Below are 22417 nucleotides of genomic sequence, written 5' to 3'. Positions count from 1 at the left end.
CCCCGATGAAACGTGCCGGTGTGCTGCTCCTCGCGGCCGTTCCCGTGATCGCCACGGGGGTGTACTTCGTCATGCCGACGGACTCGGCCGACGCCCCGGTGACGCCACCCACGGCCACCACCCAGTCGTCCCGCGAGGACGCCAAGAGCCGGGCGGAGGAGGAGCGGGCGGCGGACGACGCGCTGATCGCCGACCTGCCGCCGGGGCTCGCCGCCCCCGCGAAGAAGGAACTGGCCCAGCAACTGGTGTCCAGCGCCGAGAACTCGACCACGAAGTGGCGCACCTCCTACGGCACCGTCGAGGACCTCGGCGACGGGTGCGGCTACACGGCCGGCATCATCGGCTTCTGCACCGGCACGCACGACCTGCTCACCCTGGTCGAGCGCTACACCGAGGCTTACCCGGGCAACGGCCTGGCGGAGTACCTGCCCGCCCTGCGCGAGGTCGACGGCAGCGACTCCCACGAGGGCCTGGACCCCGGCTTCACGGCCGCCTGGCAGGCGGAGGCGGAGCTCCCGGCGTTCCGCGAGGCGCAGGAGGAGGAGCGCGACCGCGTCTACTTCGAACCGGCGGTGCGCCTCGCCAAGCTGGACGGCCTCGGCACGCTGGGCCAGTTCGTCTACTTCGACGCGATGGTCTTCCACGGCCCCGACACGGACGCCGAGGGCTTCTACGGGCTGCGCGAGCAGGCCATGCGCGAGGCGAAGACGCCGGGGCAGGGCGGCCCCGAGAAGACCTACCTGAAGACCTTCCTCGACGTCCGCCGGGACGCCATGAAGACGAAGCGCCCGGGCATCGACACCTCCCGTGTCGACACGGCGCAGCGCCGCTTCCTGGAGGCCGGGAACCTCAAGCTGGACACGCCGCTGGTGTGGGAGATGTACGGGGACACCTACCGGCTGCCGTAGGCGCACATGCGACGGCGCCTGCCCTTGGTCCGGTCGGGGACGGGGCAGGCGCCATCAGTGTTCCGCACGCCTTTGTGCGGGACGTTCTTCGGTTGTTCCGTCCGTCGGACGGTTGTTCCGTCCGTCAGACCGCGAGGGCGCGGTCCGTCGGGCGGATCGGGGCCGGCAGTTCGCTGGCTCCGGTCAGGAAGCTGTCGGCGCCGCGGGCGGCCGAGCGGCCCTCCGCGATCGCCCAGACGATGAGCGACTGGCCGCGGCCGGCGTCACCGGCGACGAACACACCCGGCACGTTGGTCTGGAAGTCGGCGTCCCGGGCGATGTTACCGCGTTCGTCGAGCTCCAGGCCGAACTGGTCGACCAGGCCGTTCTCCCGGTCGGTGCCGGTGAAGCCCATGGCGAGGGTGACCAGCTGGGCCGGGATCTTGCGCTCGGTGCCCGGCTTCGGGGTGAGCTTGCCGTCGATGAACTCGACCTCGCTCATGTGCAGCCACTGGACGTTGCCGTCCTCGTCGCCCTCGAAGTGGGTGGTGGAGACGGCGTAGACCCGCTCGCCGCCCTCCTCGTGGGCGCTGGTGACCTTGTAGAGCATCGGGAAGGTCGGCCACGGCTGGCGCACCGCGTCCCGCTCCTCGCCCGGCCGGGGCATGATCTCCAGCTGGGTGACGGAGGCCGCGCCCTGTCGGTTGGCGGTGCCCACGCAGTCGGCGCCGGTGTCGCCGCCGCCGATGACGACGACGTGCTTGCCCTCGGCCGAGATCGGCGGGGCGACGTAGTCACCCTCCTGGACCTTGTTGGCCAGGGGCAGGTACTCCATGGCCTGGTAGATGCCCTTGAGCTCGCGGCCGGGGGCCGGCAGGTCGCGGGCGGTGGTGGCGCCGGCGGCGATGACCACGGCGTCGTAGCGCTTCTTGAGGTCGGTGGCCTTGAGGTCGCGGCCGATCTCGACGCCGGTGCGGAAGCGGGTGCCCTCCGCGCGCATCTGCTCGATACGGCGGTTGATGTGCCGCTTCTCCATCTTGAACTCGGGGATGCCGTAGCGGAGGAGGCCTCCGACGCGGTCCGCGCGCTCGTAGACGGCGACGGTGTGGCCGGCCCGGGTGAGCTGCTGGGCGGCGGCGAGACCCGCCGGGCCCGAGCCGATGACGGCGACGGTCTTGCCGGACAGGCGCTCGGGGATCTGCGGGGCGACGTCCCCGGTCTCCCACGCCTTGTCGATGATGGAGACCTCGACGTTCTTGATGGTGACCGGCGGCTGGTTGATGCCGAGCACGCACGCCGACTCGCACGGAGCCGGGCACAGGCGGCCGGTGAACTCCGGGAAGTTGTTGGTGGCGTGCAGGCGCTCCTGCGCGGCCTGCCAGTCCTCGCGGTAGGCGTAGTCGTTCCACTCGGGGATCAGGTTCCCGAGCGGGCAGCCGTTGTGGCAGAACGGGATGCCGCAGTCCATGCACCGGCTGGCCTGCTTGCTGATGATCGGCAGCAGGGAGCCGGGGACGTAGACCTCGTTCCAGTCCTTGACGCGCTCCTCGACGGGGCGGGTCTTGGCGACCTCGCGTCCGTGGTTCAGGAAGCCCTTGGGATCAGCCATTGGTCGCCGCCTCCATCATCTTCTCGGTGGTCTCGGTCTCGGAGAGACCGGCTCGCTCGGCGGCGTCCTTGGCGGCGAGCACTGCCTTGTACGTGCTGGGGATGATCTTGCTGAAGCGCTCCACGGCGGCGGGCCACTCGGCGAGCAGCTTCTCGGCGACGGTCGAGCCCGTCTCCTCCTGGTGCCGGCGCACCACGTCGTGCAGCCACTGCTGGTCGGCCTCGTCGAGCGCCTCGATCGCGCCGACGTTGCCGGCGTTGACGTTGTTCCGGTCGAGGTCGATGACGTAGGCGACGCCACCGGACATGCCGGCCGCGAAGTTGCGCCCGGTCTCGCCGAGGACGACCGCGTGGCCGCCGGTCATGTACTCGCAGCCGTGGTCGCCGACGCCCTCGGAGACGACCAGCGCGCCGGAGTTGCGGACGCAGAAGCGCTCGCCGACCTTGCCGCGCAGGAACATCTCGCCGCCGGTGGCGCCGTAGCCGATGGTGTTGCCGGCGATGGTCGAGTACTCGGCGAGGTGGTCGGCGCCCCGGTCGGGGCGGACGATCACCCGGCCGCCGGAGAGGCCCTTGCCGACGTAGTCGTTGGCGTCGCCCTCCAGGCGCAGCGTGATGCCGCGCGGGACGAAGGCGCCGAAGGACTGGCCGGCGGAGCCGGTGAAGGTGATGTCGACGGTGTCGTCGGGCAGGCCCGCGCCGCCGAACTTCTTCGTCACCTCGTGGCCGAGCATGGTGCCGACCGTGCGGTTGATGTTGCGGATCGCGACCTGGGCGCGCACCGGCGCGGCGTCGGTGGCGTCGGAGGCGGCCAGCGCGTCCGACGCGAGCTTGATCAGCTGGTTGTCGAGCGCCTTCTCCAGGCCGTGGTCCTGGGCGACGGCCTGGTGGCGCACCGCGCCCTCGGGCAGCGCGGGCACGTGGAACAGCGGCTCCAGGTCGAGGCCCTGCGCCTTCCAGTGGTTCACGGCGCGGGTGACGTCGAGGGTCTCGGCGTGGCCGACGGCCTCCTCGATGGAGCGGAAGCCCAGCTCGGCGAGGATCTCGCGGACCTCCTCGGCGATGAACCGGAAGAAGTTCACGATGTACTCGGCCTTGCCGGAGAACCGGTCGCGCAGCGTCGGGTTCTGGGTGGCGATGCCGACCGGGCAGGTGTCCAGGTGGCAGACGCGCATCATGACGCAGCCGGAGACGACGAGCGGCGCGGTCGCGAAACCGAACTCCTCGGCGCCGAGCAGCGCGGCGATGACGACGTCCCGGCCGGTCTTGAGCTGGCCGTCGGTCTGGACGACGATCCGGTCGCGCAGGCCGTTGAGCAGCAGGGTCTGCTGGGTCTCGGCGAGGCCCAGCTCCCAGGGTCCGCCGGCGTGCTTGAGCGACGTGAGCGGCGAGGCGCCGGTGCCGCCGTCGTGGCCGGAGATGAGGACGACGTCCGCGTGCGCCTTGGACACACCCGCCGCGACCGTGCCGACGCCGACCTCGGAGACCAGCTTGACGTGAATCCGCGCCTGCGGGTTCGCGTTCTTCAGGTCGTGGATCAGCTGGGCCAGGTCCTCGATGGAGTAGATGTCGTGGTGCGGCGGCGGGGAGATCAGGCCGACGCCGGGCGTGGAGTGCCGGGTCTTGGCGACCCACGGGTAGACCTTGTGGCCGGGCAGCTGGCCGCCCTCGCCGGGCTTGGCGCCCTGGGCCATCTTGATCTGGATGTCGTCCGCGTTGACCAGGTACTCGGAGGTGACGCCGAAGCGGCCGGAGGCGACCTGCTTGATCGAGGAGCGGCGCGCCGGGTCGTACAGGCGCTCCGGGTCCTCGCCGCCCTCACCGGTGTTGGACTTGCCGCCCAACTGGTTCATGGCGATGGCGAGGGTCTCGTGCGCCTCCTGGGAGATGGAGCCGTACGACATGGCGCCGGTGGAGAAGCGCTTGACGATCTCGGAGACGGGCTCGACCTCGTCGACGGAGATCGGCTGCCGGCCGCTCTTGAAGCCGAAGAGCCCGCGGAGCGTCATGAGCCGCTCGGACTGCTCGTTCACACGCTCGGTGTACTTCTTGAAGGTGTCGTACTTGCCGGAGCGCGTGGAGTGCTGGAGGCGGAAGACCGTCTCCGGGTCGAACAGGTGCGGTTCGCCCTCGCGACGCCACTGGTACTCGCCGCCGATCTCCAGGGCGCGGTGGGCGGGCGCGATGCCGCTGGCCGGGTACGCCTTGGCGTGGCGGGCGGCGACCTCCTTGGCGATGACGTCGATGCCGACGCCGCCGATCTTGGTGGCCGTGCCGTTGAAGTACTTGGCGACGAAGGCCTCGTCGAGGCCGACGGCCTCGAAGACCTGGGCGCCGCGGTAGGAGGCGACGGTGGAGATGCCCATCTTGGACATGACCTTGAGGACGCCCTTGCCGAGGGCGTAGATCAGGTTACGGATGGCCTGCTCGGGCTCGCCGTCGACGCTCTGCAGGAAGGTACCGGCGCGGACCAGGTCCTCGACGGACTCCATGGCCAGGTACGGGTTGACCGCCGCGGCACCGTAGCCGATGAGCAGGGCGACGTGGTGGACCTCGCGGACGTCGCCGGCCTCGACCAGCAGGCCCACCTCGGTGCGCTGCTTGGTGCGGATGAGGTGGTGGTGGACGGCCGCGGTGAGCAGCAGCGACGGGATCGGGGCGTGCTCGGCGTCCGAGTGGCGGTCGGAGAGGACGATCAGCCGGGCGCCGTTCTCGATCGCGGCGTCGGTCTCGGCGCAGATCTCCTCTATGCGTGCGGCGAGCGCGTCGCCGCCGCCGTGCACCCGGTAGAGGCCGGAGAGGGTCGCGGCCTTGAAGCCGGGCATGTCGCCGTCGGCGTTGATGTGGATGAGCTTGGCCAGCTCGTCGTTGTCGATGACCGGGAAGGGCAGCAGGACGCTGCGGCAGGAGGCGGCCGTCGGGTCCAGCAGGTTGCCCTGCGGTCCCAGGGAGCTGCGCAGGGAGGTGACCAGTTCCTCGCGGATCGCGTCCAGCGGCGGGTTGGTGACCTGTGCGAACAGCTGGGTGAAGTAGTCGAAGAGCAGCCGGGGGCGCTCGGACAGCGCGGCGATCGGCGAGTCGGTGCCCATGGAGCCGATCGGCTCGGCGCCGGCCTTGGCCATCGGCGCGACGAGGACGCGCAGCTCCTCCTCGGTGTACCCGAAGGTCTGCTGGCGGCGGGTGACCGAGGCGTGGGTGTGCACGATGTGCTCGCGCTCGGGCAGGTCGGACAGCTCGATCTCGCCGGCCTCGATCCACTCGGCGTACGGCTTCTCCGCCGCGAGCTGGGCCTTGATCTCGTCGTCCTCGATGATGCGGTGCTCGGCGGTGTCGACGAGGAACATGCGGCCGGGCTGCAGGCGGCCCTTGCGGACGACCTTGGCCGGGTCGATGTCCAGGACGCCGACCTCGGAACCGAGGACGACGAGGCCGTCGTCGGTGACCCAGTAGCGGCCGGGGCGCAGACCGTTGCGGTCGAGCACGGCGCCGACCTGGGTGCCGTCGGTGAAGGTGACGCAGGCGGGGCCGTCCCAGGGCTCCATCATCGTGGAGTGGAACTGGTAGAAGGCGCGCCGGGCGGGCTCCATGGAGTCGTGGTTCTCCCACGCCTCCGGGATCATCATCAGCACGGAGTGCGGCAGCGAGCGCCCGCCGAGGTGCAGCAGTTCCAGGACCTCGTCGAAGGAGGCGGAGTCGGAGGCGTCCGGCGTGCAGATCGGGAAGAGCCGCTCCAGGTCCGGCGAAGAACCGAACGAGTCCGAACCGAGCTGGGACTCGCGGGCGACCATCCAGTTGCGGTTGCCCTTGACCGTGTTGATCTCGCCGTTGTGCGCGACGAAGCGGTACGGGTGGGCGAGCGGCCAGGCCGGGAAGGTGTTCGTCGAGAACCGGGAGTGCACGAGCGCGATCGCGGAGGCGAAACGGCGGTCGGACAGGTCCGGGAAGAAGGGCTCCAGCTGGCCGGTGGTCAGCATGCCCTTGTAGACGATGGTCCGCGCGGACAGCGACGGGAAGTAGACGCCGATCTCGCGCTCGGCGCGCTTGCGCAGCACGAAGGCGCGGCGGTCGAGGGCGATGCCCTGCGACTCGCCGTCGGCCACGAAGATCTGGCGGAAGACCGGCATGGTCGAACGGGCGGTGGCGCCCAGCATCTGCGGGGCGACCGGGACCTCGCGCCAGCCGAGGACGGTGAGGCCCTCCTCGGTCGCGATCATCTCGATCCGCGAGACGGCGTCCTCGGTGTCGTCCACCGGCAGGAAGGCGATGCCGACGGCGTACGCCCCGGCCTCGGGCAGTTCGAATCCGGCCACCTCGCGGAGGAAGGCGTCCGGCACCTGGGAGAGGATGCCCGCGCCGTCGCCCGAGTCGGGCTCGGAGCCGGTGGCACCGCGGTGCTCCAGGTTGCGCAGCACGGTGAGTGCCTGGTCGACCAGGGTGTGCGATGCCTCGCCGGTCAGAGTGGCGACGAAACCGACGCCGCAGGCGTCGTGCTCGTTGCGGGGGTCGTACATACCCTGCGCAGCAGGGCGAGCATCCATGAAGGACCGGTTCTGGCCATTCGCGGAGTGCTGGGACGGCTGGCGCGGCGTACGCATCGGCTCTCCCGTCGTCGTCATCTGGCATGTGCAAGTGCCGAGGGACGACGTTGGCCCTCTGCTTGAGTGCAAAATTTCGTGCAGGTTACATGATGGAGCGGTTCTCGGGAACCGGGATAATCCGTTCCAACATGCGGACACCGAGGGGTTCGCGGCGGGGTGCCGGGCCCGGCGGTGGAAGCTATGGAGACCGCTGCGGACAGATCGATGTCCGTCGGTCCGAGGCGCGGAGGAAGCTTCGTCGCTCACTCCGCCGATGCGCGGCGGGCCTCATTGCCCACAGCGCTTACGGCTCATGCCCGGGGATCACACACTCGAAACCAGCAAGTAACGGCTACTTATGCGGTCCGACGCATAAGTTCGAGCCGGGCTATCCTACGGCCGTTCCGAACAGGCTGCCCAGGGCGTACGTCACACCGGCCGCGGCACCACCGAGGGCGAGCTGCCGCAGTCCGCTGTACCACCAGCTGCGCGCCGTCACCTTGGCCACCACCGCGCCGCACAGGAACAGCCCGGCCAGCGAGAGCACCACCGCGGGCCACAGCGCACTGGCGCCGAGCAGGAACGGCAGGACGGGGAGCAGAGCGCCCAGCGCGAACGAGCCGAACGACGACACCGCCGCGACCGACGGCGAGGGCAGGTCGCCGGGGTCGATGCCCAGCTCCTCACGGGCGTGTATCTCCAGGGCCTGTTCCGGGTCGCGGGACAGCTGCCGGGCCACCTCACGCGCGAGGTCCGGTTCCACACCCCGCGCCTCGTAGAGCGCGGCCAGCTCGGCCTCCTCGTCCGCCGGGTGCTTCTTCAGCTCCCGGCGCTCCACGTCCAGCTCGGCCTCGACGAGCTCGCGCTGCGAGGCGACGGAGGTGTACTCGCCGGCGGCCATGGAGAAGGCGCCGGCGGCCAGCCCGGCCAGCCCGCTCAGCACGACGGTCTGCTGACCGGCCGCGCCACCCGCGACACCGGTCATCAGGGCGAGGTTGGAGACCAGGCCGTCCATCGCGCCGAAGACGGCGGGGCGCAGCCAGCCGCCGTTCACGTCGCGGTGGGTGTGGTTGTCGCGGTGCGCCTCGTGCAGCGGCGCCTCGGTCTCGATGATGGCCATGAGGGTTCCCCCGGAAAAGCTAGTTTGGACCTGGTCTACTTCTCGACAACAACCAATCTACGCCGATCATTTCCGCCTCGCCAGCAAGGAAAGGCTGGGCTTACCTGCGGTTTTACCCTTTCGCGCTCATCCGTGATCTTGGCCGCACAGATGTCGACCGGGTGACGCTGAGCCCTGTGAGGCTGCACGGCACACCGCACCGGGGACAGATGCGCAAAGGGAGAGGAGAGGCCGCATGGCATCCACCGCCTGCATTTCCCCGGCCGCCGCGCCCGGTGACGCCGTCGGACTCCGCGAACGGGCCCGGGGCGCGCTGCTGGGACTGGCCGTCGGGGACGCCCTCGGGGCGCCGGCCGAGAACATGAAGCCCTCCGAGATCCGCGCCCGCTGGGGCCGCATCACGGGATACGTGGCCAGGAAGCCGGCCGGCACCGACGACACCGAGTACGCGATCTTCTCGGGCCTGCTGCTGGCCCGGTACGGCTCCGCGCTCACCACCGCCCATGTCGAGACGGCCTGGCACGAGTGGATCGCGGACCGGGAGGAGGGCCCCTTCCGGGGCGCGGGCTTCAGCGAACGCGGCACCCTGGAGAACCTGCGCCGGGGCCTCGCCGCCCCCATCTCCGCGCAGCACCGCCACGCCTGGAGCGACGGACTGGCGATGCGGGCGGCCCCCTACGGCGTCTTCGCGGCGGGCCGCCCCGCCGAGGCGGCCCGGCTGGTGGCGATCGACGGCTCGGTCAGCCACGACGGCGAGGGCATCTACGGCGGCCAGGCGGTGGCGGCGGGGGTCGCGGCGGCGATGGCGGGTGCACCGACCGTCGCGGTCGTCGCCTCCGCCCTGGCCGTCGTACCGGACGACTCCTGGACGGCCCGCTGCCTCCGCCGCGCGATGACGGCGGCCCACCGCGGCGAACGCGCCGTCCGCTCCGCGGTGGTCATCGGCGGCTACCCCTGGACCGACCTGGCGCCCGAGGCGGTCGCCCTCGCCTTCGGCGCGTACGCGGCGGCCGACGGCGACTTCACGGACGCGGTGCTGACGGCCGTCAACATGGGCCGCGACGCCGACACCACGGCAGCGGTGGCCGGCGCCCTGGCCGGCGCGACCCAAGGCGCCGCCGCCATCCCGACCGAGTGGGCATCGGCCATCGGCCCGGCCCACGGCAGCTGCCTGCCGGCGATGGCCGGACACCACGTCCTGGAGGTGGCGGACCTGCTGACGCGCGGGGCGGACGGGGCGCAGCGCGGGGCGGACGGGGCGCAGCGCGGGGCGGACGGGGCGCAGCGCGGTGCGGACGGGGCGCAGCGCGGTGCGGACGGGGCGCAGCGCGGTGCGGAGGCGGGGACGCGGGGCACGGGGGCGGCAGCGCGGGGGGCGGAGACGAAGACGCCGTGCCCGGGACCGGCCACACGGGGTGCGGACACCAAGACGCCGAGCCCGGGACCGGCCACACGGGGTGCGGGGACGAAGACACGAGGCGCGCAAGCGGCAACACAGAGCGCGGACACCAGGACACCGAGCCCGGAACCGGCAACGCTCAGCGCGGAGTGGGTGACGTGTGCCGTGGTGAGCGGTGCGTCCCCGGCGGGTGAGGGCGGCGTACGGGGTGAGGCGCTCGCCCCGGGCCAGTGCACCGCGCCGCATGACGAGTCCGGGCCGGGGGCAGGCTCGGCGGCGCGCGAGGGACCCGGCCCCCTTACAGGGACGGGCATCGACGAGCCCACAGGGGTGACGCCGTGACCAGGGCACGTCCCGGCGGTGAGGAACCGGCCACCACGGCGTACGTCGCCCCGCCCGGCGCGCCGGAGGACCCCGCGCCCGCCGGGAGAGGGCACCGGCCGTCGCCCGAACCAGCCGCACCACCCCACACCACACCGCGACCCGAAGCAGCCGCGCCGCCCCGCACCGCACCGGGGCTCGAACCAGCCGCGCCACCCCACACCACACCGCAACCCGAACCAATCACCCCTCCCCGCCCGGCGCCGCGCCCCGAACCAGCCGTCCCACCCCACACCACACCGCAACCCGAACCAGCCACCCCACCCCGCCCGGCGCCGCGACCCGATCGCATCGTGGGTCTCCTCCTCGGGCTCGCCGCAGGAGACGCCGCCGGCTGGCCCGCCGCCCGGCACCGGGCCGCCCGGATGCCCGAGTGGACGCGCCGCCTCACCCGCGAGCTGGACACCTTCGCCGAGCAGAACGCGACCACCACCCTCCCCGTCCCCATCGCCCTGAACCAACCCCCGGAGCCGCTGCGCCTCGGGCCCTCGGACGACGCCGAGTGGGCGGCGTTCGCGGCGGAGGCGGTGCTGCGGGCCGGGGACGACAGCGCGCTCGGGGACCTGAGCCGGGAACGCCGGATGCGGGCGGCGATCGACCTGACCTGGAACGCGGTCGCCAGTGAGGTGGCCGCGGCGACGGAACGCGCCCCGGAGGCCGAGTCGGCAGTACTGCCGCTGCGGGCCCGCATCTCGGTACGTGCCGGGCTCGGCAACCTCGCCGCCGGCCTGCGCCCGCCCGCCACCGGCCACGACAACCCGCACTACTTCGACGACGCCGCCTGCGTCCGGGCCTGCGTCCTCGCCGTCGCCCACCCCGGCGCCCCGCGGCCCGCCGCCGACCTCGCCGAGTTCGACGCCCGCTACACCCAGGACGGCGACGGCGTGCACGGCGCGCGGGCCATGGCGGCGGCCGTGGCGTGCGCCCTCGACGGCGCGGACGTGCGCACGTGCGTGGACGCCGCGCTCGCCGAGCTTCCCGAGGAGACGGAGATCGGCCGCAACGCCCGCCAGGCACTGGCCCTGGCGGCGGACGCCGAGAGCACCTTCGCCCTGGTCCCGCTGCTGGAGCACCAGATCGTCGACCACGTCTACAGCTACGGCATCGCCGCCGCCGAGACCGTCCCGGTCGCCCTCGCCCTGGCCATCGCCGCCCGGGGCCGCATCGCGGAGGCCGTACCGGCGGCGGCCTGTCTGTCGCGGGTCGCGGACTCCGCTCCCGCACTGGCCGGCGCCCTCACCGGTGCGCTGGGCGGCGGCACGTCGATCCCCGAGTCCTGGCGGGAGACCTGCCGCACCCTCCCCGGCTGCGTACTGCCCCGTCTCACCGGCACCGACCTGGTCGAACTCGCCGGACTCCTGCACGCCACGCAACCGTCCCGACGAGAACGACGAGAAGGGCGACACACGACATGAGGACACCCGGCACAGCGGAGAACAACACGGGGACACGGGAGGAGAACGGCACGGCGGAGAACGGCACCGCGCCCCTGGAGGACCGCATCACCGGCGCCCTCGTCGGCGCGGCCGTCGGCGACGCGCTCGGCGGCCCGGTCGAGGGCTACTCCCCCGCGCAGATCCTCGAACGCCACGGCGGCCGCGTCCACGGCGTCGTCGGCCCGTGGAACGGCGACGCCTGGCGCACCGCCCGCCCCATCGCCCCGTACCACAAGGGCGACGGCCACGTCACCGACGACACCTTGATGACCCACGCGCTGGTCCGGGTGTACGGCACGGTCCGCGACCACCTCGACGCCTACTCGGTCGCCGAGCACCTGGTCCCGGACCTGATGTCGGCCCCGCGCTGGATCCCGGAGCTGGAGGCCGAGGCGCTCCCGCTCCAGCGGATCTTCCTGGCGGAGAAGTGGCTGGTCGCGAGGATCCACTACGGCCACGTGGACCCCCGCGAGGCGGGCACCGGCAACATCGTCAACTGCGGTGCCGCGATGTACATGGCCCCGGTCGGCCTGGTCAACGCCGCCCACCCGGCGGGCGCCTACGCCGAGGCGCTGGACGTCGCGGGCGCGCACCAGTCGTCGTACGGCCGGGAGGCGGCCGGCGTCCTCGCGGCGGCGGTGGCCGCGGCGTGCGCGCCGGGGGCGACGCCGGACTCGGTGGTGTCGGCCTGTCTGTCCCTGGCGAAGGACGGCACCCGGGCGGCGATCGAGGCGGCCTGCGAAGTGGCCTGCCGGTACACGGACTTCGAGTCGGCGCTCGCGCCGCTGCGGGAGGCGGTGGCCCCGTACGACACGGTGGGCCCCGACTACCGCGCGCCCTCGCTGGCCGCCCGCCGCCCGTCCCGCGTGCACGCGATCGAGGAACTGCCCGTCGCCCTCGGCATGTTGCTCGTCTCCGGCGGCGACTACCGGCACGCGGTCCTCGGCGCGGTGAACTACGGCCGCGACTGCGACTCCATCGCCACGATGGCGGGCGCGCTCGCCGGGGCGCTGGGTTCACCGGTCCCGGAGGACTGGGCGAAGTCGGTCGCGGAGGCGAGCCGTCTGGACCTCTGGGAACCGGCCGCGACGCTCACCGCGGTGGCCCGGGAGGTCTTCGAGCGCGACGTGGCGCGACGCCGCCTCCACGAGCGGGCGTTCACCGCGATCGGGGGCGCGAGATGCTCCGACTGACCTGGGTCCAGCCCGAGGACCTGATCGGCCACGAACTGCGCCAGGCGGCGCAGGACGGCCGCGACCCGTCGGCGATCGCGGCTCGCTGGAGAGCGGCGGGCGGCTGCGAGGCCCCCACCCGAGCAGGCTCGTCCGCCCAGCCGGCCTCCTCCAGCCTCCGCCTTCTCGCGGAAGACCTGCTGGACGAACTGTCCGGCCTGCCGAGCCCGTTGGCGGACGAGGAACCGACGGAACTGGACCGGATCAAGGCCCTGTGTCCCGACTGGCCCGCCCCCGGGCGCGAAGCCGTGTCCCCCGCCCGCCTGGAAGCGGCCTGGCTGGGCCGAGCCGCCGGCTGCCTCCTCGGCAAGCCCGTCGAGAAACTCCCCCTGACCGGCATCCGCCTCCTCGCCCAGGCCGCCGGCAACTGGCCCCCGACCACCTACTTCACCGCCCGGGGCCTCCCCGAGGACCTCACCGCGACGTACCCCTGGAACCGCCGCTCCGCGCCGACCTCCCTCGCCGAGAACATCGACGGCATGCCCGAGGACGACGACCTCAACTACCCCCTCCTGGGCCTCCTGCTCCTCCAACGCCACGGCAGGACCTTCACCACCGCCGACGTCGCCCGCGTCTGGCTCGACGAGCTGCCCGCCGGCCGCACCTTCACCGCCGAACGCCTCGCCTACCGCAACCTCCTCACCGGCCTCGAACCCCCGCACACCGCCCACCACCGCAACCCCTTCCGCGAGTGGATCGGCGCCCTGATCCGCGCCGACGTACACGGCTGGACCAACGCCGGCGACCCGGCCGCCGCCGCCGAACAGGCGCACCGCGACGCGACCCTCACCCACACCGCCAACGGCGTCTACGCGGCGATGTTCGCGGCGGCCGTCATCGCCACCGCCGCCACCGGCACGCACGACGTCCACGCCTGTCTGCGCACCGGCCTCGCGGTCGTACCGCCCGGCTCACGTCTCGCCGAAGCCGTCCGCCACGGCGTCCACCTCGCCGAGACCCACGCCGACTTCGACACGGTCGTGGACGCGCTCCACACCCGCCACTCCCCCACCCACCACTGGGTCCACGCCGTCCCCAACACCGCGCTGATCGCGGCCGCCCTCACCCACGCGGACGGCGACTTCACCGGCTCGGTCTCCCGTGCCGTGTCGGGGGGCTGGGACACCGACTCCAACGGCGCCACCGCCGGCAGCGTCGCCGGACTCCTCGCCGGTTCCCCCGCCGCCCTGCCCGAGCACTGGACGGCCCCGCTGAAGAACCGCCTGGCCACCTCGGTCGGCGACTTCGACGGCACCGGCTTCGACACCCTCGCCCACCTCACCCACAGGGAGGCCACCCGCCCATGACCGCGCCACCGCCCGTCGTGCCCCGCGCCCCCGTCCATGCCCCGCTGACCGGCCTGCGCGTCCTCGACCTCGCCACCCTCTTCGCGGGCCCGCTCGCGGCCACCATGCTCGGCGACTTCGGTGCCGACGTGGTCAAGGTCGAACACCCCGACCGGCCCGACCCCTCCCGGGGCCACGGCCCGTCCAAGGACGGCATCGGCCTGTGGTGGAAACTGCTGGGCCGCAACAAGCGCACGATCACCCTGGACCTGTCCAAGTCCGCCGGCCGCACCACCCTGCTCCGCCTCGCCGCGACCGCGGACGTGGTCATCGAGAACTTCCGCCCGGGCACCCTGGAGAAGTGGGACCTGGGCTGGGACGAACTCTCCGCCGTCAATCCGCGCCTGGTCCTCACCCGGGTCACCGGCTTCGGCCAGTTCGGCCCGTACGCGCGCCGCCCGGGCTTCGGCACGCTCGCCGAGGCCATGAGCGGCTTCGCCGCGATGACCGGCGAGCCGGACGCGCCCCCGACGCTGCCGCCGTTCGGCCTCGCGGACTCGATCGCCGCCCTGGCGACGGCGTACGCCGTGATGACCGCGCTGGCCGCCCGCGAGCGCACCGGCGAGGGCCAGGTCGTCGACATGGCGATCATCGAGCCGATCCTGACCGTGCTGGGCCCGCAGCCGACCTGGTACGACCAGCTCGGCCACGTCCAGCCACGCACCGGCAACCGCTCCCAGAACAACGCCCCGCGCAACACCTACCGCACCGCCGACGGCACCTGGGTCGCCGTCTCCACCTCGGCCCAGTCGGTCGCCGAGCGCGTGATGCGCCTGGTGGGTCGCCCGGAGCTGATCGACGAGCCCTGGTTCGGGTCGGGCGCCGAGCGGGCCCGGCACTCCGACGTGCTCGACACGGCGGTCGGCGACTGGATCGCCCGGCACAGCCGCGCCGACGTCCTCGCCGCCTTCGAGAAGGCCGATGCGGCGGTCGCCCCGATCCAGGACGTACGGGACGTGATGGCCGACCCGCAGTACCAGGCCCTCGACACGGTCACCACCGTCGACGATCCCGAGCTGGGCCCGCTGCGCATGCAGAACGTCCTCTTCCGGCTCTCCGCGACCCCCGGCGCGATCCGCTGGGCGGGCCGCCCGCACGGCGCGGACACCGAGGAGGTGCTGACCGAGCTGGGCCTGGCCCCGGCGGATGTGAAGGAGCTGCGCGAGGAGGGCGTCGTATGACCGCACCCCCGCTGACCTGGCTGTACGCCCCCGGTGACCGGCCTGTGGTGGTCGCCAAGGCGCTGGCCGCGGGCGCCGACGTCGTGGTGATCGACCTGGAGGACGCGGTCGCCCCGGACCGCAAGGAGTACGCCCGGAAGGCCACCGCCGAGCTGCTCACCGAGCCGCAGCCGGTGCCGGTGCACGTCCGCGTCAACGCCCTGGACGGGCCGCTCGCCGCGGCGGACCTGGCGGCGCTGGCCGCGCTGCCGGGACTGTTCGGGCTGCGGCTGCCCAAGGTGACGTCCCCGGAGCAGATCACCGGCGTCGCGGCGGCGACCGGTGGGCCGCCCCTGTACGCGCTCCTGGAGACGGCCCTCGGCGTGGAGCGGGCGTACCGGATCGCCGCGGCCCACCCGTCGCTGCGCGGCATCGCCCTCGGTGAGGCGGACCTCCGGGCCGACCTGGGCGTACGCGGCGACACGGGCCTGGACTGGTCACGCTCGCGCGTGGTCGTGGCCGCGCGGGCGGCGGGGCTTGCGCCGCCGTCGCAGACGGTGCATCCGGACACCCGGGACCTGGAGGGCCTGGCCGCTTCCTGCGCCCACGGCCGGGCCCTGGGCTTCCTCGGCCGGGCCGCGATCCACCCCCGCCAGCTGCCGATCATCGAGCGGGCGTACCTGCCGACCGAGCGGGAGCTGGAGGAGGCGGAGACGATCGTCAAGGCGGCCATCGCGCAGCCGGGCGCGCTGGCGTTGCCGGACGGACGGTTCGTCGACGCGGCGGTGGTGGCGACGGCCCAGCGCACCCTGTCGCTGGCCCGGCGGCCCGCCCTGTCCTGACACGGGCGTTCTGACACGGGCGTTCTGACACAACCGAGGGCGCCCGGAACTCTCCGGGCGCCCTCGGCGACGTGCGGCGGCGGGCCGTCAGCCCTTCTTGGCCGAGTCGGCCCCGTCCTTCACGTCCTGCACGCTCTTCTCGTCCTCCACGGCGCCGTCGTCACCGGCGTGCTTGTCGTCACCGGCGCCCTTGTCGTCCCCCGAGTCCCCGGAGTCCTTGGAGTCCTTGGAGTCCTTGGGGTCCTTGGAGAGGACGTCCGTGTCCCCCTTCGCGTCGTCCCCGGCGTCACCGTCGAAGGACTCCGCGCCCGGCTCGACCACAGTCTCCCGGCCCGGCCTCGTCCGCGCCGAGAGCACCATGTACACCACGGCGAGCAGGAACACGAAGAGCGCGGTCCAGTTGTTCAGCCGCAGACCGAGGATGTGGTGGGCGTCGTCGACGCGCATGTACTCGATCCAGAACCGGCCCGCGCAGTACGCGGCGACGTACAGCGCGAACGCCCGCCCGTGGCCCAGGTTGAAGCGGCGGTCGGCCCAGATGACGAGCAGGGCCACGCCGATGCACCACAGCGACTCGTAGAGGAAGGTCGGGTGGTACGTGCCCGGCACCCGTCCGTCGGCCGACGAGGTGATCTCCACGGCCCAGGGCAGGTCGGTGGCCTTGCCGTACAGCTCCTGGTTGAACCAGTTGCCCCAGCGGCCGATGGCCTGGGCGAGGGCGATGCCGGGGGCTACGGCGTCGGCGTACGCGGGCATCGGGACACCCCGGCGGCGGGCGCCGATCCACGCGCCCACGGCGCCGAACGCGATCGCGCCCCAGATGCCGAGGCCGCCCTCCCAGATCTTGAAGGCGTCGACCCAGTCACGGCCCTCGCTGAAGTACAGCTGGTAGTCCGTGATCACGTGGTAGAGCCGGCCGCCGATCAGGCCGAAGGGAACGGCCCAGACCGCGATGTCGGCCACCGTGCCGGGCCGCCCGCCCCGGGCGACCCAGCGCTTGTTGCCGAGCCAGACGGCAACGAAGACGCCGATGATGATGCAGAACGCGTAGCCGCGCAGCGGGATGGGACCGAGGTGCAGCACCCCGCTGGACGGGCTGGGAATGAAGGCAAGTTCCATGGCAGGGTCGACGCTACCGTGTCGGACGGTACCCGCGACGGGCAGCCCGGCTACGGGTCCGTAACGGGCGGACGGAAAGAGCGCCCCGCGGACGCTCCGCCGCCCACCGCCACGCTACTTGTCGGCGTCCTGCACCAGCTGCTTCAGCTTCGCCGGTGTCATGGAGCGGTCCTGGTAGATGTTCTTGCCGTCCAGCAGCACGGTCGGCGTGCCGCTGAAGCCGCCGGTGCGGAAGGCCTCGTTGGACTTCTCCACCCAGCTGTTGTGCGTGCCGTTCTTGACGCATTCCTGGAAGGCGGCGGTGTCGAGGCCGTCGACCTTGCCCGCCAGGTCGATCAGCTTGCCCTCGTCGGCGTAGGCGTCGTCGGTCTCCGCCGGCTGGTTGGTGAACAGCACGTCGTGGTACGGCGTGAACTTGCCCGCGTCCTGGGCGCAGGCCGCGGCGTTGGCCGACTTCCGGGAGCCGGTGCCGCCCATGTTCCCGTCGATGATCGTCGCCAGGTGGTACTCGACCTTGAGCTGCCCCGCTTCGGTGAGCTCGTGGATCGTGTCGCGGTACGCCAGCTCGAAGGCCTTGCAGGCCGGGCAGCGGAAGTCCTCCCAGATGACGAGCGTCGACTTGGCGCTCTCCTCGCCGACGGGGATCGCGAGGCTGTCCTTGCCCTGCGCGCCCGAGGGCGCCACGATCGGGCCCGCCGCCTCGCTGCCGTCGTCCTTGCCCGCGTTGGCGGCGACCACGCCGATCACCGCCGCGAGGCCCAGGACGCAGACCACGCTCGCGCCGACGATCAGCGCGCGTCGGCGCTTGTCCTTGGACTTCTGCTTCTCGCGCTCGGCCGCCAGCTTCTGACGGGCGGTGCGCTTTCCCTCTCGGTTCTTCTCGCTCACACCCCGCAGAACGAACCGGGGAGGCGCAGCGCGCCTCCCCGGTCCCAGGTCCACCCGTACGAGGGACCTCTGTCACGTGCTCGTCGTCACGCCTGTCCGCGTACGCCCTTCGCCAGGTCGGCGGCGAGCGTGCGGACGCCCTCCAGCCCGGCCGCGTCGTCGGGAGCGTCCAGCATGCGCTTGACGAACGCCGAGCCGACGATCACGCCGTCGGCGAAGCCCGCCACCTCGGCGGCCTGGGCGGCGTTGGAGACGCCGAGCCCGACGCAGACGGGGATGCCGGTGGTGGCGCGGGTGCGTCGCACCAGGTCCTCGGCCTGCGCGCCGACCGACTCGCGGGTGCCGGTGACGCCCATGAGGGAGGCGGCGTAGACGAAGCCGCTGCCGGCCGCGGTGATCTCGGCGAGCCGCGCGTCCTTGCTGCTGGGCGCGACCACGAAGACCGTGGCGAGACCGTGCTTGTCGGCGTGCTCCCTCCACAGCGCCGACTCCTGGACGGGCAGGTCGGGCAGGATGCACCCGGCGCCGCCCGCCTCGGCCAGCTCGGCGGTGAAGCGCTCGACGCCGTAGCGGTCGATGGGGTTCCAGTACGTCATGACGAGGATCGGCTTGCCGGTGGCCGCGTGGGCCTCCCGGACGGTGCGCATGACGTCGGCGATACGGACGCCGCCGCGCAGGGCGATGTCGTCGGCGGTCTGGATGACCGGTCCGTCGAGGACCGGGTCGCTGTGCGGCAGACCCACCTCGACGACGTCGGCGCCGCCGTCGAGCGCGGCCTTGATCGCCTCGATGCCGCCGTCCACGGTCGGGAACCCGGCCGGGAGGTAGGCGATGAGGGCGGAGCGGCCCTCGGCCTTCGCCGCGGCGAGGGTGTCGTTCAGCAGCTGTACGTTCCCGCTCACTTGGCGTCCCCCTCGATCTCGGCGGTGCCGGCCTCGTCGGCGGCGACCTCGGCGTCGGTGTCGTAGAGCCCGAAGTAGCGGGCGGCGGTGTCCATGTCCTTGTCGCCGCGGCCGGACAGGTTGACGACGATCAGCCCGTCCTTGCCCAGCTCCTTGCCGACCTCCAGGGCGCCGGCCAGCGCGTGGGCGCTCTCGATGGCCGGGATGATGCCCTCGGTGCGCGACAGCAGGCGCAGCGCCTGCATGGCGGCGTCGTCGGTGACCGCGCGGTACTCGCCGCGGCCGGAGTCCTTGAGGTAGCTGTGCTCGGGACCGATGCCGGGGTAGTCGAGTCCCGCCGAGATCGAGTACGGCTCGGTGATCTGGCCCTCGTCGTCCTGGAGGACGTAGGACCGGGAGCCGTGCAGGATGCCGGGCTCGCCCGCGGTCAGGGTCGCCGCGTGCTCGCCGCTCTCGATGCCGTGCCCGGCCGGCTCGCAGCCGATGAGGCGGACGTCCGCGTCGGGGATGAAGGCGTGGAAGAGGCCGATGGCGTTGGAGCCGCCGCCGACGCAGGCGATCGCCGCGTCGGGGAGGCGTCCGGCCTGCTCCAGGAGCTGGCGGCGGGCCTCGACGCCGATGACGCGGTGGAAGTCGCGCACCATCGCCGGGAAGGGGTGCGGGCCGGCGACGGTGCCGAACAGGTAGTGGGTGCGGTCGACGTTGGCGACCCAGTCGCGGAAGGCCTCGTTGATCGCGTCCTTGAGCGTGCGGCTGCCGGACTTCACGGCGATGACCTCGGCGCCGAGCATGCGCATCCGGGCCACGTTGAGGGCCTGGCGACGGGTGTCGATCTCGCCCATGTAGATGGTGCAGTCGAGGCCGAAGAGGGCGCAGGCCGTAGCCGTCGCCACGCCGTGCTGGCCGGCGCCGGTCTCCGCGATGACGCGGGTCTTGCCCATGCGCTTGGTCAGCAGGGCCTGGCCGAGCACGTTGTTGATCTTGTGGGAGCCGGTGTGGTTCAGGTCCTCGCGCTTGAGGAAGACACGGCAGCCTCCGGCGTGCTCGGCGAAGCGGGGTACTTCTGTGAGGGAGCTGGGGCGGCCGGTGTAGTGGACCAGCAGGTCGTCGAGTTCACGGGCGAACTCGGGATCGGCCTTCGCCTTGTCGTACTCGACGGCTACCTCGTCGACCGCCGCGACGAGGGCCTCGGGGATGAACTTGCCGCCGAACTGGCCGAAGTAGCCCTCGGCGCTGGGGACCTGACCCTCCGGGTCGGGGATGAAGAAGTTGCTGGGCATGCGTGAACCTCACGGTGAGTGTCTGGTGTGGGCACTTTCGCCGTGGGGCGCGGGTTGTCAGGCCCGTTCAGGCCGTCTCTGGTTGCTCGCGCAGTTCCCCGCGCCCCTTACGGGGCGCTGAGGCCATCGCATGCCGTTGACCTGTCCGGGTTCGTCTCCGATGACGTACCGCACCCTGCGGCCGTGCACCCTGCGTGCGGGCGCGCGGCAGCCCCGGGGCCGGCAGCCGCGCGCGAGGCGGGCATACGGGTCCCTGGCGGTCGGGGTGAGCGGGAGAGTCATCGTCGGCGAGTCTAGCGGGGTCAGCCGCGCCCGTGCCGCAGTGCCGGGTGTTCGCCGGCCGCCACCAGGTCGGAGACCGCCGTCTTCGGGTCGCGGCCGGTGACCAGGGACTCGCCGACCAGGACGGCGTCGGCGCCCTCGTTGGCGTAGGCGATGAGGTCGTGCGGGCCGCGGACGCCGGACTCGGCGACCTTGACGATGTGCGCCGGGATCTCCGGGGCGACCCGCTCGAACGTGCCGCGGTCGACCTCCAGCGTCTTCAGGTTGCGCGCGTTGACGCCGATGATCTTGGCGCCGGCGTCCACCGCGCGCTCGACCTCGTCCTCGTCGTGCACCTCGACGAGCGGGGTGAGTCCGATGGACTCGGCGCGCTCGATCAGCGACTCCAGCGCCGGCTGTTCGAGGGCCGCGACGATCAGCAGCACGAGGTCGGCGCCGTGCGCGCGGGCCTCCCACAGCTGGTACGAGGTGACGATGAAGTCCTTGCGCAGCACGGGGATGTCCACACGCGCGCGGACGGAGTCCAGGTCGGCCAGCGAACCGCCGAAGCGGCGCTCCTCGGTGAGGACGGAGATGACGGCGGCGCCGCCCGCCTCGTAGTCCGCGGCGAGCCCGGCGGGGTCGGCGATGGCGGCCAGCGCGCCCTTGGACGGGCTGGAGCGCTTGACCTCGCAGATGACCTTGACGCCGTCGCCGCGCAGGGCGGTCACGCCGTCCTTGGCGGGGCGAGCCTTGGCCGCGCGCTCCTTGAGCTCGTCGAGGCTGACGCGCGCCTGCCGCTCCGCGAGGTCGGCACGGACTCCGTCGATGATCTCGTCGAGCACACTCACGCGAGCGGCCCCCTTTCAGACGGCGAAATGTGTGGTCACTGTGATGGTATCCGGAGCAGGACGACGGGCCCGCATCCGGTTGACGCCGGTCCCACTACCTGGACATTCGCCAAGTGATCAAGGGAGGAGCCAGCCACCGAACGGCAGGTTCCGGACAACCGTGAAGACCAGCAGCAACGCCCCCAGCGTCCACAGGTGGACCGGGCCGAGGTCGACCCGCAGGGGCCGGCCGCGCGCCACGCGGATCACCCAGACGGTCCACAGCACGGCGAAGCCCAGATAGCCGAGGACGGCCGGCGCGTTGGCCTGCAGCGCGGTCAGCACGTCCCCGTGGACGAACGCGTGGGCGCTGCGCAGGCCGCCGCAGCCGGGACAGTAAATGCCGGTGAAGCGCAGCAGGGGGCAGACGGGGTAGTGGCCGGGTTCGTTGGGGTCGACGCTCCCCACGTACGCGAAGGCGCCGACGACGGCCGCGAGCACTCCGGCCGGGACGGCCAGGCCCAGGAGGGCGGGCGCGCCCCGCGTCACGGTCCTGTTCTGCGTCGGTTTCCCGGTCTCCGCGTCCACGCACCGCATTCTGCCCCCGCCGGGCCGTACGCGCACGTGAGGGGCGGTCCCGGCGCCCTCGTGCCGCTCCGCCCCTCGGGAGGTCCCGTGACCGCCGTGCCTGGTCAGCCCTTGGCGTCGGCCGGCTCGCGCTCGCCGGCGACCTGGTGCACGGGGTGGTTCTGCTTCGGCTGGCCGAGGCCCATCATGCGCATGATGTAGCCCACGGCACCGCCGAGGAGCACGACCACCATGCCGGCCCAGAAGCCCAGCGGCTGGGCCGCCACCATGAACACACCCGCGATGCAGAAACCGATGAAGGCGATGATGACACCCGTCCAGGCGGCCGGGGTGTGACCGTGGCTGCTGCCCGACATTGCTTGCTCCTCGTTGCTGTTGTGCCAAGTCTGAGCAGGACGCTCGTGCCCATTGTCCCGCACGGGCGCGCGCGGTGTGAGCGGGGGTACTCCCCACGCGCGCGTGACGCCCGCCGGGCCCCGGAGCGCACGTGACGCCCGCCGGGCCCCGGAGCGCGCGTGACGCCCGCCGGGCCCCGGAGCGCGCGTGACGGCCGCCGGGCCC

The 22417-nt window shown here is 72.7% G+C and carries 16 protein-coding genes and 2 pseudogenes; 7 read left to right on the top strand and 11 right to left on the bottom strand.

The window, feature by feature from the left end:
* The first annotated feature begins 5 nt into the window (after positions 1–5).
* The gene (locus tag ACFCZF_RS14840; RefSeq protein WP_376671975.1) at positions 6–908 is read left to right on the top strand and encodes a chitosanase; all 903 of its coding nucleotides are present in this window, start codon (positions 6–8) and stop codon (positions 906–908) included.
* A gap of 124 nt (positions 909–1032) precedes the next feature.
* Here ACFCZF_RS14840 and ACFCZF_RS14835 read toward each other — a convergent pair whose 3' ends face one another.
* From ACFCZF_RS14835 to ACFCZF_RS14825, 3 genes are all read right to left on the bottom strand, one after another.
* Positions 1033–2496, bottom strand: coding sequence for a glutamate synthase subunit beta (locus ACFCZF_RS14835; protein ID WP_375906027.1), 1464 nt, complete (start codon positions 2494–2496; stop codon positions 1033–1035).
* Positions 2489–7033: a glutamate synthase large subunit gene (gene gltB, locus ACFCZF_RS14830; RefSeq protein ID WP_376672061.1), complete on the bottom strand. Its 4545-nt coding sequence runs from the start codon at positions 7031–7033 to the stop codon at positions 2489–2491. The genes ACFCZF_RS14835 and gltB overlap by 8 nt, the downstream gene beginning before the upstream one ends.
* 427 nt (positions 7034–7460) lie before the next feature.
* The gene (locus tag ACFCZF_RS14825; RefSeq protein WP_376671974.1) at positions 7461–8192 is read right to left on the bottom strand and encodes a VIT1/CCC1 transporter family protein; all 732 of its coding nucleotides are present in this window, start codon (positions 8190–8192) and stop codon (positions 7461–7463) included.
* A 235-nt stretch (positions 8193–8427) separates the two neighbouring features.
* Between ACFCZF_RS14825 and ACFCZF_RS14820 the strand changes: the two are divergent.
* The 6 genes and pseudogenes from ACFCZF_RS14820 to ACFCZF_RS14795 all read left to right on the top strand — a co-directional run.
* A pseudogene (locus ACFCZF_RS14820) lies at positions 8428–9427 on the top strand (ADP-ribosylglycohydrolase family protein); the annotation flags it as partial.
* Between the two features lie 502 nt (positions 9428–9929).
* Positions 9930–11387 (top strand): ADP-ribosylglycohydrolase family protein, encoded by a 1458-nt coding sequence (locus tag ACFCZF_RS14815; RefSeq protein WP_376671973.1) that lies wholly within the window; start codon positions 9930–9932, stop codon positions 11385–11387.
* Positions 11384–12601 (top strand): ADP-ribosylglycohydrolase family protein, encoded by a 1218-nt coding sequence (locus ACFCZF_RS14810; RefSeq protein ID WP_376671972.1) that lies wholly within the window; start codon positions 11384–11386, stop codon positions 12599–12601. The genes ACFCZF_RS14815 and ACFCZF_RS14810 overlap by 4 nt, the downstream gene beginning before the upstream one ends.
* Positions 12589–13947, top strand: a complete 1359-nt coding sequence (locus ACFCZF_RS14805) for an ADP-ribosylglycohydrolase family protein (protein ID WP_376671971.1) — start codon at positions 12589–12591, stop codon at positions 13945–13947. Before ACFCZF_RS14810 ends, ACFCZF_RS14805 begins: the two co-directional genes overlap by 13 nt.
* Positions 13944–15167, top strand: a complete 1224-nt coding sequence (locus tag ACFCZF_RS14800; protein WP_376671970.1) for a CaiB/BaiF CoA transferase family protein — start codon at positions 13944–13946, stop codon at positions 15165–15167. The genes ACFCZF_RS14805 and ACFCZF_RS14800 overlap by 4 nt, the downstream gene beginning before the upstream one ends.
* The gene (locus ACFCZF_RS14795) at positions 15164–15988 is read left to right on the top strand and encodes an HpcH/HpaI aldolase/citrate lyase family protein (protein WP_376671969.1); all 825 of its coding nucleotides are present in this window, start codon (positions 15164–15166) and stop codon (positions 15986–15988) included. The genes ACFCZF_RS14800 and ACFCZF_RS14795 overlap by 4 nt, the downstream gene beginning before the upstream one ends.
* A 239-nt stretch (positions 15989–16227) precedes the next feature.
* Here ACFCZF_RS14795 and lgt read toward each other — a convergent pair.
* From lgt to ACFCZF_RS14755, 8 genes and pseudogenes are all read right to left on the bottom strand, one after another.
* Positions 16228–17107, bottom strand: a pseudogene (gene lgt / locus ACFCZF_RS14790) (prolipoprotein diacylglyceryl transferase); the annotation flags it as partial.
* A gap of 114 nt (positions 17108–17221) precedes the next feature.
* Entirely contained in the window at positions 17222–17995 is a 774-nt protein-coding gene (locus tag ACFCZF_RS14785) for a DsbA family protein (protein ID WP_376671968.1), read from the bottom strand.
* Between the two features lie 86 nt (positions 17996–18081).
* Positions 18082–18897 carry a tryptophan synthase subunit alpha gene (gene trpA / locus ACFCZF_RS14780; RefSeq protein ID WP_210959061.1) on the bottom strand — a complete coding sequence of 272 codons (816 nt, stop codon included), beginning with the start codon at positions 18895–18897 and terminating at the stop codon, positions 18082–18084.
* Positions 18894–20177 (bottom strand): tryptophan synthase subunit beta, encoded by a 1284-nt coding sequence (trpB, locus tag ACFCZF_RS14775; protein ID WP_375905995.1) that lies wholly within the window; start codon positions 20175–20177, stop codon positions 18894–18896. Before trpB ends, trpA begins: the two co-directional genes overlap by 4 nt.
* Before the next feature lie 57 nt (positions 20178–20234).
* The gene (gene trpM / locus ACFCZF_RS14770; RefSeq protein WP_376671967.1) at positions 20235–20459 is read right to left on the bottom strand and encodes a tryptophan biosynthesis modulator TrpM; all 225 of its coding nucleotides are present in this window, start codon (positions 20457–20459) and stop codon (positions 20235–20237) included.
* Between the two features lie 20 nt (positions 20460–20479).
* Positions 20480–21289, bottom strand: coding sequence for an indole-3-glycerol phosphate synthase TrpC (gene trpC, locus ACFCZF_RS14765; protein WP_376671966.1), 810 nt, complete (start codon positions 21287–21289; stop codon positions 20480–20482).
* Between the two features lie 117 nt (positions 21290–21406).
* Positions 21407–21865 (bottom strand): DUF2752 domain-containing protein, encoded by a 459-nt coding sequence (locus tag ACFCZF_RS14760; RefSeq protein ID WP_376672060.1) that lies wholly within the window; start codon positions 21863–21865, stop codon positions 21407–21409.
* 95 nt (positions 21866–21960) lie between these two features.
* Entirely contained in the window at positions 21961–22212 is a 252-nt protein-coding gene (locus tag ACFCZF_RS14755) for an HGxxPAAW family protein (protein WP_375905988.1), read from the bottom strand.
* Positions 22213–22417 lie beyond the last annotated feature (205 nt).

Origin of the sequence: Streptomyces sp. NPDC056296, assembly GCF_042268605.1 — a bacterium.
GTDB lineage: Bacteria > Actinomycetota > Actinomycetes > Streptomycetales > Streptomycetaceae > Streptomyces.
This window is presented reverse-complemented; position numbering and strand designations above follow the sequence as displayed.

Coding starts and splice junctions, on each gene's coding strand:
- ACFCZF_RS14840 (WP_376671975.1), top strand. CDS start 6: ATGAAACGTGCCGGTGTGCTGCTCCTCGCGGCCGTTCCCGTGATCGCC.
- ACFCZF_RS14835 (WP_375906027.1), bottom strand. CDS start 2,496: ATGGCTGATCCCAAGGGCTTCCTGAACCACGGACGCGAGGTCGCCAAG.
- gltB (WP_376672061.1), bottom strand. CDS start 7,033: ATGGATGCTCGCCCTGCTGCGCAGGGTATGTACGACCCCCGCAACGAG.
- ACFCZF_RS14825 (WP_376671974.1), bottom strand. CDS start 8,192: ATGGCCATCATCGAGACCGAGGCGCCGCTGCACGAGGCGCACCGCGAC.
- ACFCZF_RS14810 (WP_376671972.1), top strand. CDS start 11,384: ATGAGGACACCCGGCACAGCGGAGAACAACACGGGGACACGGGAGGAG.
- ACFCZF_RS14805 (WP_376671971.1), top strand. CDS start 12,589: ATGCTCCGACTGACCTGGGTCCAGCCCGAGGACCTGATCGGCCACGAA.
- ACFCZF_RS14800 (WP_376671970.1), top strand. CDS start 13,944: ATGACCGCGCCACCGCCCGTCGTGCCCCGCGCCCCCGTCCATGCCCCG.
- ACFCZF_RS14795 (WP_376671969.1), top strand. CDS start 15,164: ATGACCGCACCCCCGCTGACCTGGCTGTACGCCCCCGGTGACCGGCCT.
- trpB (WP_375905995.1), bottom strand. CDS start 20,177: ATGCCCAGCAACTTCTTCATCCCCGACCCGGAGGGTCAGGTCCCCAGC.
- trpM (WP_376671967.1), bottom strand. CDS start 20,459: ATGACTCTCCCGCTCACCCCGACCGCCAGGGACCCGTATGCCCGCCTC.
- ACFCZF_RS14760 (WP_376672060.1), bottom strand. CDS start 21,865: ATGCGGTGCGTGGACGCGGAGACCGGGAAACCGACGCAGAACAGGACC.
- ACFCZF_RS14755 (WP_375905988.1), bottom strand. CDS start 22,212: ATGTCGGGCAGCAGCCACGGTCACACCCCGGCCGCCTGGACGGGTGTC.